General features: G+C 39.9%; 17 protein-coding genes and 1 pseudogene. 6 read left to right on the top strand and 12 right to left on the bottom strand.

Annotation, left to right across the window (positions count from 1 at the left end; genetic code table 11):
* Positions 1–187 precede the first annotated feature (187 nt).
* A complete protein-coding gene (mutL, locus tag HT669_RS05180) occupies positions 188–2,137 on the bottom strand; it encodes a DNA mismatch repair endonuclease MutL (protein WP_023939706.1) in 1,950 nt (649 codons plus the stop codon).
* A gap of 205 nt (positions 2,138–2,342) precedes the next feature.
* On the opposite strand from mutL, the gene HT669_RS05175 reads away from it, so the two are divergent.
* From HT669_RS05175 to HT669_RS05165, 3 genes are all read left to right on the top strand, one after another.
* Positions 2,343–2,783, top strand: coding sequence for a LytTR family DNA-binding domain-containing protein (locus HT669_RS05175; protein ID WP_000861956.1), 441 nt, complete (start codon positions 2,343–2,345; stop codon positions 2,781–2,783).
* The gene (locus HT669_RS05170; protein WP_023939708.1) at positions 2,780–3,238 is read left to right on the top strand and encodes a DUF3021 domain-containing protein; all 459 of its coding nucleotides are present in this window, start codon (positions 2,780–2,782) and stop codon (positions 3,236–3,238) included. The genes HT669_RS05175 and HT669_RS05170 overlap by 4 nt, the downstream gene beginning before the upstream one ends.
* A 309-nt stretch (positions 3,239–3,547) precedes the next feature.
* Positions 3,548–4,810 (top strand): NRAMP family divalent metal transporter, encoded by a 1,263-nt coding sequence (locus tag HT669_RS05165; RefSeq protein ID WP_000075789.1) that lies wholly within the window; start codon positions 3,548–3,550, stop codon positions 4,808–4,810.
* Between the two features lie 292 nt (positions 4,811–5,102).
* Here HT669_RS05165 and nrdI read toward each other — a convergent pair whose 3' ends face one another.
* The 5 genes from nrdI to HT669_RS05140 form a co-directional block, all read right to left on the bottom strand.
* Positions 5,103–5,573 carry a class Ib ribonucleoside-diphosphate reductase assembly flavoprotein NrdI gene (gene nrdI / locus HT669_RS05160; protein WP_050209058.1) on the bottom strand — a complete coding sequence of 157 codons (471 nt, stop codon included), beginning with the start codon at positions 5,571–5,573 and terminating at the stop codon, positions 5,103–5,105.
* Positions 5,574–5,650: 77 nt separating this feature from the next.
* Positions 5,651–6,184, bottom strand: coding sequence for an ABC transporter permease (locus HT669_RS05155; RefSeq protein WP_172922148.1), 534 nt, complete (start codon positions 6,182–6,184; stop codon positions 5,651–5,653).
* 60 nt (positions 6,185–6,244) lie between these two features.
* Entirely contained in the window at positions 6,245–7,531 is a 1,287-nt protein-coding gene (locus tag HT669_RS05150) for a response regulator transcription factor (protein WP_172922149.1), read from the bottom strand.
* Between the two features lie 11 nt (positions 7,532–7,542).
* Positions 7,543–9,213 (bottom strand): sensor histidine kinase, encoded by a 1,671-nt coding sequence (locus HT669_RS05145; RefSeq protein WP_345789517.1) that lies wholly within the window; start codon positions 9,211–9,213, stop codon positions 7,543–7,545.
* Complete coding sequence (locus tag HT669_RS05140) at positions 9,191–9,805, bottom strand: DUF624 domain-containing protein (RefSeq protein ID WP_172922150.1); 615 nt, start codon at positions 9,803–9,805, stop codon at positions 9,191–9,193. The genes HT669_RS05145 and HT669_RS05140 overlap by 23 nt, the downstream gene beginning before the upstream one ends.
* Before the next feature lie 134 nt (positions 9,806–9,939).
* Here HT669_RS05140 and HT669_RS05135 point away from each other — a divergent pair, with 134 nt between their 5' ends.
* Both HT669_RS05135 and HT669_RS05130 read left to right on the top strand, forming a co-directional pair.
* Positions 9,940–10,509, top strand: a complete 570-nt coding sequence (locus HT669_RS05135; protein WP_172922151.1) for an MptD family putative ECF transporter S component — start codon at positions 9,940–9,942, stop codon at positions 10,507–10,509.
* Positions 10,510–10,544: 35 nt separating this feature from the next.
* Positions 10,545–10,685 (top strand): hypothetical protein, encoded by a 141-nt coding sequence (locus tag HT669_RS05130; protein ID WP_172922611.1) that lies wholly within the window; start codon positions 10,545–10,547, stop codon positions 10,683–10,685.
* Positions 10,686–10,704: 19 nt separating this feature from the next.
* Here HT669_RS05130 and HT669_RS05125 read toward each other — a convergent pair.
* The 4 genes and pseudogenes from HT669_RS05125 to HT669_RS05110 all read right to left on the bottom strand — a co-directional run.
* Positions 10,705–10,923, bottom strand: a pseudogene (locus tag HT669_RS05125) (hypothetical protein); the annotation flags it as partial.
* 22 nt (positions 10,924–10,945) lie between these two features.
* Positions 10,946–12,190, bottom strand: coding sequence for a transporter (locus HT669_RS05120; protein ID WP_172922152.1), 1,245 nt, complete (start codon positions 12,188–12,190; stop codon positions 10,946–10,948).
* A gap of 488 nt (positions 12,191–12,678) precedes the next feature.
* On the bottom strand, positions 12,679–13,896 hold the full coding sequence (locus tag HT669_RS05115; RefSeq protein WP_001291561.1) for a tyrosine-type recombinase/integrase: 1,218 nt from the start codon (positions 13,894–13,896) through the stop codon (positions 12,679–12,681).
* A gap of 81 nt (positions 13,897–13,977) precedes the next feature.
* Positions 13,978–14,181, bottom strand: coding sequence for an excisionase (locus HT669_RS05110; RefSeq protein ID WP_000814511.1), 204 nt, complete (start codon positions 14,179–14,181; stop codon positions 13,978–13,980).
* Between HT669_RS05110 and HT669_RS11085 the strand changes: the two genes are divergently transcribed.
* The gene (locus HT669_RS11085; RefSeq protein WP_001845478.1) at positions 14,165–14,416 is read left to right on the top strand and encodes a hypothetical protein; all 252 of its coding nucleotides are present in this window, start codon (positions 14,165–14,167) and stop codon (positions 14,414–14,416) included. The genes HT669_RS05110 and HT669_RS11085 overlap by 17 nt on opposite strands.
* Positions 14,417–14,641: 225 nt before the next feature.
* On the opposite strand, the gene HT669_RS05105 is transcribed toward HT669_RS11085, so the two are convergent.
* Both HT669_RS05105 and HT669_RS05100 read right to left on the bottom strand, forming a co-directional pair.
* Positions 14,642–14,872, bottom strand: a complete 231-nt coding sequence (locus tag HT669_RS05105) for a helix-turn-helix domain-containing protein (protein WP_000857133.1) — start codon at positions 14,870–14,872, stop codon at positions 14,642–14,644.
* Positions 14,869–15,291: a sigma-70 family RNA polymerase sigma factor gene (locus HT669_RS05100; RefSeq protein WP_000804885.1), complete on the bottom strand. Its 423-nt coding sequence runs from the start codon at positions 15,289–15,291 to the stop codon at positions 14,869–14,871. The genes HT669_RS05105 and HT669_RS05100 overlap by 4 nt, the downstream gene beginning before the upstream one ends.
* Positions 15,292–15,505: the final 214 nt, after the last annotated feature.

Genomic DNA, 15,505 nt, shown 5'->3' with positions numbered 1-15,505 from the left:
AATTAGCTCAAAACACTGTTTTGAGATTACTGATAAAACTGACCTGGTTTGAAGAGATTTTCGAAAAGAATTAGGAAAAAATGAAGTAAATATTTCTATGATAAAACGCATAAAATCAAGGTTTTTGAACACCTGATTTTATGCGTTTTTCTGATTTTGAACATTTTTCCCAGACTTTTTTATACTTTTAATATTTCCCCAACTCACGGAGACTGGTGTGATTTTCCTGAATACGTCGGAACATCTTTTCCATATCCGACTTGGTAAAATGCACCAAAACAGGACGTCCGTGAGGACAGTTATAGGGATTGTCACATTGAGAAAGCTGATAGAGGAGTTGTCTAGCTGAATGATCATCAATACGATGATTGGCCTTGATAGATCGCTTGCAAGACATCATGATAGCCAGCTCTGCTCGGTATTTCTTGATAGAAACTTCCTTGGTCAAAAGGAGCATGTCGCACATCTCATAGATGCCTGATTCAATCTCTTCTTCTGCCATCCAAATAGGATGTTCACGTAGAATAAATTGATTTTCTCCGTACTCTGCTAGAAAGACGCCCACTTCCTCTAAGAGAGGCATTCTTTCCTTGAGACGCAGGGCATCATCCGCAGGAAATTCAAAGATATAGGGCACTAGGAGTTGCTGCTGGCTCTGGTCAACATTGCCAATGCTTTCACGGTACTCCTCGTACTTGACCCGTTCCTGAGCAGCGTGCTGATCTATGATGTAAAGTCCATCTCGCCCTTGGGCAAAGAGATAAGTCCCGTGCATTTGTCCGAAAAACTCCAACTCTGGGAAGCTGGATGCTTCTTCTCGCTCCAGTTTGTCATAAGCCTTATCGATGCTAGCAAGATCTAACTCTGGATGGTCTAGCTGGTCGTAGTTAGCAGGTTTTCTCTCTGCAAAATGCAGTTTTGCTGGCTTGGTCAATCGGTCCAAGGTTTCCTTGGCAAACAGGGTCAAATCCTGCCCTTCATCAGTCAATTCTACCTGATAATCAGCCACCTCAGCTTGACTAGGTATTGTCGGCTCAGTTTTCTCATAGTAGAGCGTATTTTCTTTGAGTGGGAGAATAGTTTGCTCCACCTTCTCACGATTACGCACGGTCGATTTGGCAAGATTTTCCAAGGCATCTGGAATCAAGGTTTGTTCCTTGAGACTATTTGCAATAGCTTCTGAGACCAACGTCATCAGTTCTTTTTCCTTGGAAATCCGCACCTCTTGCTTGGTTGGATGCACATTGACATCCGCTAGATAAGGGTCGATATGAATGTGAACGACAGCCAGTGGAAAACGCCCCACCATGAGCTTACTGCCATAGCCGTCAAGAATTGCACGATTGAGCAGGAAGTTCTTGATATAACGGCCATTGATAAAGAGGCTGATATAATTGCGGTTAGCCCGAGTCAACTCAGGCAAGGACACAAAACCTGAAATTTCGAAATCTAGGTCAGAGTTCTCAATTTCAATCATCTTCTTGGCACTGACCAAACCGTAAATCCCTGCGATTGCTTGGCGCAATTGACCAGTCCCTGCTGTCCGCGTCATTTCCTTGCCATCACTAATCAAGCTAAAAGAAATCTCAGGATGGGCCAAGCCCAGACGGTTGACGATATCAATGATATGAGACAACTCTGCTTGCTGGCTCTTCATATACTTGAGACGGGCAGGCGTGTTGAAAAAGAGATCCTCCACACAAACCTTAGTTCCCACAGGACTAGTCGCTGGGATGACTTCCTCAACTTCACCCCCACGTGCGACTAACTTGGTTCCATGACTAGCACCATCCACCGCCGTCAACAAAGTCAAGACACTAACAGACGCAATAGAAGGCAAGGCTTCACCACGAAAACCAAGCGTCCGAATCCGAAAGAGATCTGCTTGATTTTTTATCTTACTGGTCGCATGGCGACGCAAGGCCAATTCCACCTCATCGTGGGCAATTCCATGACCATTATCTGTGATTTGAATCTTCTTGAGACCAGCTTCCTCAATCTCAATGATAATCTGACTAGAACCCGCGTCAATGGCATTTTCTACCAATTCTTTGACCACACTGGCAGGACGTTCAATGACCTCCCCAGCTGCAATCTGGTTTGCCAACACCTCTGGTAATTCAATAATATGAGACATCTTTCAGCCCCTTTCCGTATCTATTTTCCTAGAAATTGATTAGTGCTATTATACCATATTTCAGAAAGAACAGAAAAGCTCCACCACATAGGAGCCCAATCCCTCCACATAGACAAGGTTCCTTGCCATGGGCTATAAAATAATGTTTAATAAGGATATACAGGAAGTGATCACAACCTTGTATAACTGAAAAGGAGAGAAAACTATGAAAGTAGAACTACAGATTAGTGAGACTTACGAGGAGGAAAAGCTGATTGTCCAAGCACCTCAAGAAACCGAAAAAGTCCAGAAAGTCATCGAGTTCGCAGAAAATCTGGACCAAAGAGAAAAAATCAAAGGAAAAATCGATGATCAGGTCTATCTAGTTGAGATTGGCAAGATTCAGCGCTTCTATATCGAGAATCGGAAGGTTCTAGCAGAAACCGCGAGTCAGACCTACAGCATTGATTTGCGACTCTATCAGGTTCTTAAACTCTTGCCAACCAATTTTATCCAAATTTCCCAATCAGAAATCATCAATATCGATTCCATCTCTCACCTCAAGCTCACGCCAAACGGTCTGGTAGAAATTTTCTTGAAAAACGAAAGCTTCACCTACTCTTCACGCCGTTATCTAAAAACCATCAAGGAGAAATTAGAACTATGAAAAAACAAGTATTTCACGATGCAGCTGCCGGTGTTCTTATCGGCCTCATCCTCTCTATCCTCTTTTCACTCATTTATGCACCAAATACCTACGCACCACTAAATCCCTACTCTCTCATCGGTCAAGTGATGGATCAGCATCAGGTTCACGGTGCCTTGGTCTTGCTCTACTGCACACTTATCTGGGCAGCCATTGGTATGCTCTTCAACTTTGGCAACCGCTTATTCAGCCGTGACTGGAGCATGCTTCGTGCCACTCTGACTCATTTCTTCCTTATGCTGGCTGGCTTCGTCCCACTAGCAACTCTTGCTAGTTGGTTCCCTTTCCACTGGATTTTCTACCTCCAGCTCATTATCGAGTTTGCGATTGTCTATCTCATCATCTGGGCTATTCTCTATAAAAGAGAGGCTAAAAAAGTAGATCACATCAATCAACTCTTGGAGCATAGAAAATAGGCACCTCATAATAAGCAAATCCGAGAAAGAAACTTCTCGGTTTTTCTTTATCCTGCTGCACCTTACTATAGTGAAATGAAATAAGAACAGGATAAATCGATCAGGACAGTCAAATCGATTTCTAACAATGTTTTAGAAGCAGAGGTGTACTATTCTAGTTTCAATCCGCTATATCATAACAGTTATTTCAGATCTTCTTTGTAAATTTTCTATCTTTTTTCAAAATACTCTTGCATTTTTCCAAAATTTTTTGTAGAATATAGATTACATATCCAGATTATTCTGAAAATTCAAAAAGGAGTATTTATCATGTCGCAAGCTATTTCCTTAAATCAATCAACCTGGGCAAGCAAGCTAAAAGCAATGGGACCTGGAATCCTAATGGCAACTGCCGCTGTTGGCGGTTCTCACATTGTATCTTCCACTCAAGCTGGCGGTTCTTACGGTTGGTCTCTACTTCTCTTGGTCATCTTAGCTAATGTCTTTAAATATCCATTTTTCCGTTTTGGTGCTGAATACACCGCTGATACTGGAAAGACTTTGGTTGAAGGTTATGCCGAAAAAGGAAAACTCTATCTCTGGATTTTCTTTATCCTCAATGTCTTTTCGGCTATGGTCAACACGGCTGGTGTTGCCATTCTGTGCTCAGCTATCATCGCCAGCGCCTTCCCAATGATTGGTCTTAGCATCACTCAGTGGTCCCTCATTCTCGTTGCCATCATTTGGGCTATGTTACTCTTTGGAGGCTACAAACTTTTAGACGGCATGGTCAAATGGATTATGTCTGCTTTGACCATTGCGACTGTTCTTGCAGTTATCATTGCGGCGGTCAAGCATCCCGAATACAGCTCTGATTTTGTTGAGAAAACACCTTGGCAAATGGCAGCTCTGCCCTTCATCGTCTCCCTCCTAGGATGGATGCCGGCTCCTATTGAAATTTCAGCTATCAATTCACTTTGGTCAGCTGAAAAGAGAAAGACCGTCAACTTTAACACAGAAGACGCTCTGTTTGACTTTAACACTGGTTATATTGGAACAGCTATCCTAGCCGTCTTCTTTGTGGCACTGGGAGCACTGATTCAGTATCCTACAGGGCAGGCGGTTGAAGCCGCTTCAGCCAAATACATCTCTCAATTCGTGGGCATGTATGCCTCTGTTCTTGGCGAATGGTCCCGTTACTTGATTACCTTTATTGCCTTCTTATGTATCTTTGGAACAGTTATCACTGTTATCGATGGCTATTCTCGCGTCAATCAGGAATCTCTCCGACTGCTAATCAGTCAAAAAGAGGACAATCGTAAATCTTTGAACATCTGGATGACCATCACTGCTATCATCGGTATCGTCATTATCAAGTTCTTCGCTGGTCAGGTATCAACCATGCTCCGCTTTGCCATGATTGGCTCTTTCCTGACAACACCATTCTTCGCTCTTTTGAATTATGCCTTGGTAACGCGTGAAAACAAAAATCTTCCTTCTTGGCTCAAACACCTTGCCATTGCAGGATTGATTTTCCTCTTTGGCTTCGCCATCTTCTTTATCTACGCACTCGCAATCGGAAAAGCAGGGTAAGGGACAAGCGCGAGATGAAGATAAGGTTTCATTTCAAGAGAAAATTCAGCAAATATTTCTATGATAAAAAGCATAAGAACAAGGTTTTGAAGACCTGAACTTATGCTTTTTTACGTTCTTAAAGACTGTTTATACTCAAAAAACAGTTGAACAACTTCAACCACCTCTTATAAGAACTTTATACTATTCGAGAATCTCTTCAAACCACGTCAGCTCTATCTGCAACCTCAAAGCTGTGCTTTGAGCAACCTGCGACTAGCTTCCTAGTTTGCTCTTTGATTTTCATTGAGTATTAATTCTCCTTTTCCAACTCATACAAATCTGCGATAATCGCTGCAACACGTTTGATATCTTCCAGCATGCCTCTCATTTCAAAGTCAGCCAAGACAGGGAAACCAAAACGTTGACTGTATTGCTTAGCTGTCAGGCAGTATTGGTTATTAAAGTTACGATTTCCTGAGCCAACCACGCCAAAACACTTACTAGCATTGTCACCATAGGCGATAAAATCCCCCACTGGTGTCGTCAATATCTCGACATCTCCGTTATCCACGCCATTCCCACCTTCTAGGTAGGTTGGCAAAAAAGCGACATAGGGATGGTCCATTTCATAGAAATCTTGGCCTTCCTTGACCAAATCTTTGATATGAATCTTTTGGACCTCAATCCCCTCGTACTGGGACAAGAGATAGTCTTTCAAGCGCGTCACAAAACTCTCAGTATTGCCACTCAAACTAATATAAACTAAAGAAATTGTCTTCATATTTTCCTCCATGATTTTATTTTTAATCGAAAAAGAACTACCAAGATTGTAACTTGATAGCTCTTTTTTGTCAATACTTAAGCAAGATTTTCTGCTTCCTCTTCTTCTGCCAAGGCTTTCTGCTGACGCCATATCTTGTAGAAGACAAGGGCTAGGAAAAGAACATTGATGACGATAGAGAGAATGCTAACGGCTTGTGAAATAACACTTATCCCTAAACGCATGGTTTCATCGTGAACTAACTGCACAGCGTCCTGTAAACTAACATAGCCATAAATCGAACCAATAATGGCTAGCAAAACATAGCCGACATAAGTATAGTTTGCATATTGCAAATTCTTACGAACAAGGAAGACAATCGCTACTACAACTAAAATAGCAGATAGCACAATCAAGGCCATATTAAAAATAGAATGAGTTGATTCTGCTACTCTATAGCTGTAATTGATGTTGTCTTCTAATTGCTGAGCACTGACCCCTGCAACCTGTTTCTGAGCGGCACGAAGGGCTTCTTTGCTAGGTAAGGGACTCAACATTCCAAACAGAGACATTGCTGAAATAAGGGCAGACAAGATTAACAAGACCCATAGATAAATCGGTTTCTTTTTCATGATAGAACCTCCTGATGTTATTATTGATATTATAGCACCTTTTGTAAGGGAATACAAGTCTTATAGTATAGTTTCTACCTGTTTTCGGTAGGCTTTTGGCGATTTTCCGCACAATTTTCGGAACACTTTATAGAAATATCCAAGGTTACTGTAACCAACAGCATAACAAATATCTTCGATACTATCACTGGTTGAAAGCAAGAGCTGCTGAGCAGCCTTAATCCGTTGTTTGTTTAGTAACTCTGCAAAGGTCGAATCGGTTTCTCGCTTAATCAACTGCCCTAGATAGACAGGATTGATAAAAAGATCCTTACTGATATCCTTGAGAGAAAGTTCTTTCTGATAATCACGACCAATGACTTCCAGCACACTGACCACATTTTCATTCATACGGTATTGACCGAAAAAGCTGGTCAGAGTTTCCTTGATATAAGAAACCAATTCATCGAAGGATTGAATAGCATGAATGGTTTTGACAATGTCCGTCATATCATCAGCTTTGAGATGTTCAAACAAATGAAAGACATCCATGACAAACTGGATAAAAAGCTGTTTGGTAATCGGAACACGGGGTGTATTTTCAAGAACCACCTTCTCCAAGAGGTTCAACTCTTCTACGATTTGATTGAGATTCCCCTGAATGATAACCCTATAAATCGGTTCGTAGTAGGCAAAGAGACTCTGAGACTGTTGTAGATTTACAGAGCCGTAAAAGAGGGCTTTCTCAGCATTCAGCTTCCAGCGTTCAAAGTGTTCTTGATAAGGAGCTTCAAAGGGAGTAACGACTAAACCATCTAGGGGTTGATCAGAAATAAAAATCTGCCAGTCTTGACCCAAGACATAGTAGGGAATGGTGAAGGAGCCTTGTTTTTCCTTGGATAGACCTATCCACCAATCCTCCTTACCTCCTAGATAACTAACAAATCCAGCCTCGTCTAAATCTTGACTGAGGGTCTGACTTTTCTTTCCTCTCTCGCCGAGCTGACCTGCAATCTTCTCCAGCAGATTTCCCAACTCTACTTTATCAACAGGTTTGACCAAATAGTCCACCACACTAAGGTTCATTGCTCTTTTAACATAATCAAACTCCTGATAACCTGAGAGCAGGATATAGGCAGCATCTGGTAAGATTTCTTTCATCTCCCGAATCATATCAAGCCCTGTTTTGTCAGGCATATTGACATCGGAAATGACCACATCGACAGGATTTTCCTGAACATATTCTAGGGCTTCATCGGCATGACTAGCTGTTGCGACGACCTCCATATCCCACTTATCAAAGGGAATCAAACGTTTCAGACCTTCTGTCACCATGTACTCATCATCTACTAATAATACTTTATACATTTTCTCCCTTTCTACTCATCTTGAATTGTAATACGATACTGAACACCTGCTTGCTCTGCAGACTCTACACTAATGGCATAGCGGTCCCCAAAATAGAGTACAAAACGCTCATGGACATTGACAATCCCGATAGATTGTTTTTGATCACTGTAACTGGCTTGGTGTTCAAAATGTCTCTGACTTAATTTTTCTCGAATACTTGTCAGTTTTTCAACCGACATTCCACGGCCATTATCGACCACCAAAATTTCTACAAAACCATCCTGTTTAAGCGCCTTGATGCTAATCACATTATCTGTCCGTCTGTGGTCAACACCATGCGCGAAATAGTTTTCTACCAGCGGTTGCAAGGTAAACTTGGGAATCTTCATATTCTCTAACTCTGGGTCTATCTTGAAACCATAGGCAATGGACTTGGGATAGCGAACCATGCAGAGATAGCTATATTTACGGCAAAATTCTAATTCCTGTTTGAGAAGAGTTTCTCTTTCGTCAGAAATATTGTTACGCAAGAGACTACTGAACTCATAAATGATATCTGCTAACTCATCTTGACTCTGCATGACTGCGTACATACGTAAAAATTCCAGCGTATTATACATAAAATGAGGATTGATTTGCGCCTGCAGGGCTCGCATATTGGCATCTTTTTGACTGAGCTCTAGCTGATAAATATCATGGATATTCTTTTCCAATCGATCCAACATATCATTGGTCGTCTCCGCGATTAGGAGCAATTCCTGATCCTTTTCAAGTGTGTCAATACGAAGACCTTCTTGTCCTTGGGCAATAGCTTGGATGGAATTCACCAAATCCACCACCTGCTTTTGGTAATTAGCAAAGGTTTGCCTCAACGTCAGATAGAGAATGACAATAAAGAGAAGGCTCAAGCTCACAATCAAAGCAGAGCTAGTCACTGTTCCTTGTAAAACAAAGTTTTTAGGAACTGCCACCTGAACCTGATAACCATGAGAAGTTAAGCCAACAAGCCAATTTTCACTCTCCTTATCAACTGTTTCACCAATATGAAAAATCTCCGTATCAAAAGGTGAGGTCACTGTTACTGCCATCGGAGTATGACCTCTAGTATTATCAATGGCATGGTATAAAACAGCAGGATCCAAGGAGATGTAAATCACTCCTAAGTCTTGATCTGACACTGGATCTGACACCGGAATGGCAAAACTATTTCCTGCTGGTTTGAAATCCTCAGCCCTGATTTTTTCTCCACTACGTTTGTCTTTAGTAGAAACATAGACTTCCTTGTAATCTTGAAAAGCAATGGCCACCCCAGTTACAAAATCATTTCGAACATAGAGGTCATCAACATTTTCATGCAGAGAGACTGATACATAAGGCGAAGCTTTCCGCTCTAATTGCCAGTAAAAATAGTCTGGCATGCTAAGGCTAAAGTATTTATAGATTCCCTCAATACGAGCTTGATTTTCAACTAAAGCCTGAGCTATCTGGGTTGACTCTCTATGGTAATATTCAATTTCACTCACTGTTCTAGCAGTTACACGCTGGGCTACTCTCTGGGCTTCCTTTTCCCGTGAATCCCAGTCAGCGTAAGAGAGTAAGATTGCAAAACTCGCAATAATAATGATCATCACTGAACTGTAGGTTCTCAGAAGCGTATGTAGCCAAAACTGCTTCATTCTATTTTGTCGCCAATTTTTCATGGATACTTTCATAGACCGGTTCCAACATATCACTGATAAAGAAATGCCACATCCCAATTCCTACAAAGAAAAGTAGGGCAGGCATATAGTAACCAATTGCCACAAGTAGCACAGTTCCAAGGAGAACCTTTGCCACAGCCGCTAAGCTCATAAAGATGCCAATCAAGGATAGTTTGAGACTGTTTCGATAGGACAAGGCAAAATAAACTTGTAATTTCAAAGATACTGTATAAGCCAAAAACAGCAGGGCAACTACTAGAACATTCAAAAAGGTCGCAATCAAATGAATAATAGTCTGATGAGGCAATTGTACCAAGAGATACAAGCCATAGACCAAAACTAAATCCACTCCTAGAAAGCTATAGAAAATCAGATTGCTTGAGACAAAATTTTGCTTATAAAGAGACCACGCCTCCTTCAAACTGTATTCCCGAAAGCTATAACCATGTTCTGCATATAGGCTCATCAAGGTGGCACTAGCCGGCGCTAGACCAAGGATAGTCCCTCCTGCTAAAGTTAATAGCCAAAAGAAGGCTGTCGCAATCATCCCTAAAAAGAAACGATTAAAGACAAAGTCTAAAAATCTCCCCATGATATCCCCCTAAAAATAACTATGAAACTATTATATCATATTTCAAGCGTTTTCAAAAACTTCTAGTGTCCATTTACAATCCCACCAAACCATGGTAAAATGAGAATTGTGAAAAAATTATCAGGAGACAATTCATGAAAAAATCTATCTTAACTACACTGCTCTTTGCAGTTCTTTACTTCCTCTGCATGGGGATTGGTGTCCTTTTGGGCAATCTCCTTGACCAAACTGGAAACATGTTTTATGCGCCTGCCTTTACTGCCCTTGTCGGCGGTGGCGTCTATATGATTCTGGTCGCAAAAGTTCCGCGCTTTGGAGCCATTACCACTATCGGCCTTGTCATCGCCCTCTTTTTCTTGGGAACTAAACACGGTGCTGGTGCCTTCCTTCCTGGAATTATCTGTGGCCTCCTAGCAGATGTAGTAGCTAACCTCGGAAAATACAAGAACCAAACAAAGAACTTCCTTTCTTTCATTCTCTTTGCCTTTAGCACTTCAGGACCAATCTTACTTATGTGGATTGCGCCCCAAGCCTATATGGCTACCCTACTAGCAAGAGGAAAATCCCAAGAATATATCGACCGTATCATGGTTGCGCCAAATCCTGGAACCATCCTTCTATTTGTTGCAAGTGTAGTCATCGGAGCCCTATTGGGTGCCTTGATTGGACAAGCCTTGAGTAAAAAATTGGCACAGAAAATCTGATTACTAAAAAAGAGCCAGGCGGCTCTTTTTTATTTATGGCTCAATTTTTTGGTCAGGAAATCTCCCAAGAATTGATACTCTTCGAAAATCTCTTCAAACCACGTCAACGTCGCCTTGCCGTATATATGGTTACTGACTTTGTCAGTTCTATCTACAACCTCAAAACAATGTTTTGAGCAGCCTGCGGCTAGTTTCCTACTTTGCTCTTTGATTTTCATTGAGTATGAATTTAAAAATAATCAAAATGATAATGATAGTTGCCAAGATGGTCACATCGTGATTGTAACGGTTAAATCCATAGGCAATGGCTACGTTACCGATACCACCAGCTCCAACCGCACCGGCCATAGCTGTTTCCCCAACAAGGGAAATCAAGATCACAGTTGTCACACGGATCAAATCTGGAAGACCTTCTAGTAAGCCTGATTTTCCTAGATTAAAATTTTTTACCCGAAAAACTTCTTTTTTCTAGTGATAAAATCAACCCTATCACACTCACTACCAAAAATACCCACCAACAAAGCCTGATATCTTGCAAAGCTAAGAAGGAAAATACAGACATCCCCAAGGGTAATGTTAGGGAAAAAATCATACTCAAGAGATTATTACTTCTAGCTAATACATCCGCACTCAAATTAGACAGTAACAGAGTATCTAATTTAGGCATTGATTTCGACATCAAATACATGACAAAGGCTAAGCAAACAACACCTACTAGAGGAGAAAAATCTAAAATATTAGCAGTAGCAAGCAAGACAAACAGACTTGCATTGAGCGATAGCAAACTTGAAAAAGACAATTTACCAAAATAATCATGGGGAGTTAAGCTACCAAGAATAGCTCCTCCCAAGCTAACACATTCGATTAAAAATAGGGCCTGAGCATAGCTGAGATGATAGATAGTATGGTCTAATAAGTAAAAGTGATAAATACCTCCAACAGCTCCTCCCAAAGTATTCATTACCAAAATGACAAGGATAATTTTAAGCAATGATTTACTTTCTCTCTGTCTAAATATATTATCCATGTCCGCATAGATTGCCTTAACTTGTTGAAGTAAACTAATAGGCTCATTCTCTACCGTTACAGACAAATGCGTCAATTCTCTGCTATTTTTGAACAAAATGAGAGAAGATAGTAAAAAGAAACCAGCATTCACAATCGCAACAAAAGAAAAATTTTGATTGCTGGTTGTGAGTAACCACACTCCTAAGGCTTGACCTCCTAGATTTGATAAATAGGAGACAAACTGAGTAAAGGAATAAGCTTCATAGAGCTTATCTTCCGAAATATTATGCTGGATAATCGGCATACGAAGGCCTGCTGTATAATCTGATAAAATATCTGAACAGATATTAACCATACAGATAAAAGCAAACGTTACGAAGTTCTGGTCATGAATCACACTAGCAATCAAAAGAAATAGCAGACTTTGCACACAACCAACCCAGATAATTGTCCTTGCTTTATTCCGAGTATGATCAGCCTTAATCCCAACATAAAAAGTAAATAGGAAAGGTAAAATCGTAATCATATTCGCCATAAATACAGCTATATTTTTAAAGGGTAGACTCGCAGCATAAACGATAAATACCAGATTATAAATATAAGCTCCACTTGAGCTCAAAAACCTTGATAAGGTAAGTATCCTAAATAAATGATGTCTTAAGAATAGTTTCATAACAGGCCTTTCTACATATTTCAAAGAGTATTCTATTGAAGCCAGTATAACAAAAAAAGTGGGACTCCCCACTTTTTTGTAATATATTTTTTCTGAAAATAGGAACTCTAACTCCTAGATACTGCTATTTATCACTCCATATACAAGGCTATTTATTTTTCATCAGTCGATGTAACGAGAATATATTACAAATCTTCATTTGAAAGCTGATTTGCAAAATAGTTTTCATAGTATCTTGCACCATCTACATACTCTAAATCTTGTAAGATTGTAATGCCTCTCTGGATTTTTTCAAGACCCTTATTTTTTACATTAAACAAAGTATAAATTTCTAATTATCTTTTTATATTTTCTTAAATGCTCGTAAAGCCTTATTCTATGTGCTTTCGAGTATTTTTACTGTAGGAAGATACTTCACGTTTCTTTGCATATTTCCTCATGTCTTAGCTGTCAGAAGTGGTAAATAAGTAGTAAATTCATTTGTACTACTAAGCAACAAGACGCTCCTGTTGCTTCTCTTTATTCAAGCGTTTCATTTCTGCCATTGCAGAATCGAATGTTGCATGTGCGTAATAGTTCAGCGTCATGGCTATATTAGCATGTCCCATAATGTACTGTAATGCCTTTGGATTCATTCCTGCATTTGCATAGTTGGTACAGAATGTATGTCGCAAACTATGTGGAGTGATGTGTGGCAATTTATCCTCGTTATACTTATTGTATTTCTTAACAAGACCTTTCATCATGCCGTTGTAATCACTTGCCACTTTTGGATAGTTCTTTCTATTAAGAAAGAGGAAATCACTATATCCATCAATCTCAACACGCTTATCATTCTTTCGATTCGCTAACACTCGCTTAAATGCTTGATAGGCTTCTTCAACCATAGGAACTTGACGTTCGCCACTTTTGGTCTTTGGTGTTTCAATGTAGTACCCAATTTCAGTATCTCTCAATAGCTGATGGTCTATATTGACAAGACGATTCTCAAAATCTAAATCTGGAAGTGTCAAACCACCAAACTCTGAAATACGAAGACCTGTTTTTAAGAGTATCAGAATTTCATCATAATTTTTGCTGTAGGTTTTATCAGCTTTTGCAAAGGCTAACAGTTTTTCTTCCTGTTCTTCTGTTAGTACGGTCTTAGGGACAGTATCATCATCAAGAACTGCTTTCAGTTGAAAGTCAAATGGATTCTTCCGAACACAATCATCTTGTATAGCAATATAGAATGAAGCCTTTAAAGAACGTTTGTAGTTATTGATGGTTTGATAAGCATAACCATTTTCACTCATTCTAATAGCCCATTCTTTAGCGTCTGATGGCTTAATACTGTCAATACTTCTTACACCTAACTTGTCTTTCTTCAAAATATCCATAAGATATTTGCGTCCAGTTTCAGTGTTTTTTCTAACCTTTGGTCTTTGAGCGTTCTGTTTTGCGTAAAGCTGGCAGAGTGTCATTTTCTTTCCTACAACATCAATACCATCATGAATGTCTTTCTGTAACTCTGCGATTTTCTCTCTAAGTGAGATACAATCACGCTTTCCTGCTGGTACTCGGTCTGTAGCCACAAGTTTCCACGAGTAAACAAATTGCGGTTCTCCAAATGAATCTATATATTTGTATAAGTATCTTCCGTCTTTTCGTTGGCTCTCTCCAGTCTTTAAGATTCGACCTTTATTGTCACGTCTTTTTTCTGACATGGCATTTGCTCCTTTCCTTTATGGAAAGAGCCTTGATACGACTTAATACTATTTTATCATATACAAGACCCTTTGGCGACGCTAGATTGCGTCCAATGTATCTATAATTTTTTCAAATTGTTTTCGTTTAATCTGAATACGATTGCCATTCATAATCAGCCAATTTGCATTTTTATTTTCCTCTGCCAAGCGTCGTAGCTTGTTTTCGCCAATACGAAAATATTTTGACGCTTCTTCAATGGTTAGGGTATAACGTTCCCAAATAGGAATGTCAGTCTGCTTCATAAAATCCTCCTTTCCAAATCACTTATTTGGATTTCATAAAAGTTGTTTTACCAGCAATCGAACAGCTTTAGCAAAGCTCACGGGAGTTCCACCCCTGCATGGTTCTCATGTAGCCATACTCATTGCCTGCGACGGTTTTATCACGCTCGGACTATTGACTGTATGGGAGTATCATTATCACGATAAGAATGTCGTTGCAGGCAATCCTGCTAAAGATTGCTTCTCGGATCACTAACATGAATCGCTCGCTATCTTTATAAGATAGGTCATGGCGGTTAGTTCCGTTGGCTCTTTTCTTATCGAAACGTATTCGATTACTTTTATTCAGTTTTCAAAGAACAATGGCTCGTTAGCCTATCAAAACACATTGAAAGCTCAATATGCTTTGGTGGAATAACAAACCTCCCTGTTCGGGAAGCGTGGAATGGTTTAGCACGCTTCCACGAAAGGAGAGAGGATATTACTTAATTTCAAATGACAAAATCTTTGTAATCAGTCTGGTTTCCATTCTTCCACGTAAGACTTCATCAACGACCATACTTTGATTGCCATATTCATCTTTCATAAGTCGTAGGGAACGCTTCGTTATGTACCCTCTGTAATGATGTAGAATCTGGTTAATCGCTTCGGTATCGCCATCTGTTGCCTTTACAATGAGAGGAAAGGGAATCATAGGATATTGTGTTTTCATTCTTCAAATTCCTCCATAAACTTTTTAATTAAGGCTAGTCCACTGGTTCTATGCCGATAGACAGTAGAACGGTTCAATTTCAACAGGTCTGCAATTTCTGAATCGCTCATGTCCATAAAGTAAAACAGCAGTAGAATTTCACGTTTCTTGTCTGGCAACTCACGTAATGCTTCACTCAACAAATCATTTTCAACGCCTACTGATAACCCATTGAGTGTAAAAATCTGAAAGTCAGTTGAATAGTTATCTGTTGTCGCAAACTGGCTAACAAGATAATCGCCAACATCCGAAAAGGACACCTCACGCTTTGCAATCCTTGAAAGATAAAGCATATAATTCTTTCGCTCGTCTTCCATAGCACGTTTACAGATATAGTCAAACTGATTTTCTATTGTGGTCTGAAAAGAAGATGGTTTCATGTTTCTCACCCCCTTTCTGTCTAGGAAAGGAAGTGAGCCTTGCTCGTTTATCTCCTTTCACTCTTAGTCCCAATGTGAAAGGGGGATTTGTTGCATTACTGATAAATAAACTTTGTAAAAAAGTTCTGAATAGCCAAAAAAGCATATAAACAGATTTATTTCTCTGTTTACATGCTTCTGTTATTCTATCTATATGATTTATAAAACCACATTG

The sequence above is a fragment of the Streptococcus sp. 2100 genome (assembly GCF_013276335.1).
GTDB classification, from domain to species: Bacteria; Bacillota; Bacilli; order Lactobacillales; family Streptococcaceae; genus Streptococcus; species Streptococcus pseudopneumoniae.
The sequence above is the reverse complement of the archived record's forward strand: the minus strand, read 5'-3'. Positions and strand labels throughout refer to the sequence as shown.

Coding starts and splice junctions, on each gene's coding strand:
- mutL (WP_023939706.1), bottom strand. CDS start 2,137: ATGTCTCATATTATTGAATTACCAGAGGTGTTGGCAAACCAGATTGCA.
- HT669_RS05175 (WP_000861956.1), top strand. CDS start 2,343: ATGAAAGTAGAACTACAGATTAGTGAGACTTACGAGGAGGAAAAGCTG.
- HT669_RS05170 (WP_023939708.1), top strand. CDS start 2,780: ATGAAAAAACAAGTATTTCACGATGCAGCTGCCGGTGTTCTTATCGGC.
- HT669_RS05165 (WP_000075789.1), top strand. CDS start 3,548: ATGTCGCAAGCTATTTCCTTAAATCAATCAACCTGGGCAAGCAAGCTA.
- nrdI (WP_050209058.1), bottom strand. CDS start 5,573: ATGAAGACAATTTCTTTAGTTTATATTAGTTTGAGTGGCAATACTGAG.
- HT669_RS05155 (WP_172922148.1), bottom strand. CDS start 6,184: ATGAAAAAGAAACCGATTTATCTATGGGTCTTGTTAATCTTGTCTGCC.
- HT669_RS05150 (WP_172922149.1), bottom strand. CDS start 7,531: ATGTATAAAGTATTATTAGTAGATGATGAGTACATGGTGACAGAAGGT.
- HT669_RS05145 (WP_345789517.1), bottom strand. CDS start 9,213: ATGAAAAATTGGCGACAAAATAGAATGAAGCAGTTTTGGCTACATACG.
- HT669_RS05140 (WP_172922150.1), bottom strand. CDS start 9,805: ATGGGGAGATTTTTAGACTTTGTCTTTAATCGTTTCTTTTTAGGGATG.
- HT669_RS05135 (WP_172922151.1), top strand. CDS start 9,940: ATGAAAAAATCTATCTTAACTACACTGCTCTTTGCAGTTCTTTACTTC.
- HT669_RS05130 (WP_172922611.1), top strand. CDS start 10,545: ATGGCTCAATTTTTTGGTCAGGAAATCTCCCAAGAATTGATACTCTTC.
- HT669_RS05120 (WP_172922152.1), bottom strand. CDS start 12,190: ATGAAACTATTCTTAAGACATCATTTATTTAGGATACTTACCTTATCA.
- HT669_RS05115 (WP_001291561.1), bottom strand. CDS start 13,896: ATGTCAGAAAAAAGACGTGACAATAAAGGTCGAATCTTAAAGACTGGA.
- HT669_RS11085 (WP_001845478.1), top strand. CDS start 14,165: ATGTCAGTCTGCTTCATAAAATCCTCCTTTCCAAATCACTTATTTGGA.
- HT669_RS05110 (WP_000814511.1), bottom strand. CDS start 14,181: ATGAAGCAGACTGACATTCCTATTTGGGAACGTTATACCCTAACCATT.
- HT669_RS05105 (WP_000857133.1), bottom strand. CDS start 14,872: ATGAAAACACAATATCCTATGATTCCCTTTCCTCTCATTGTAAAGGCA.
- HT669_RS05100 (WP_000804885.1), bottom strand. CDS start 15,291: ATGAAACCATCTTCTTTTCAGACCACAATAGAAAATCAGTTTGACTAT.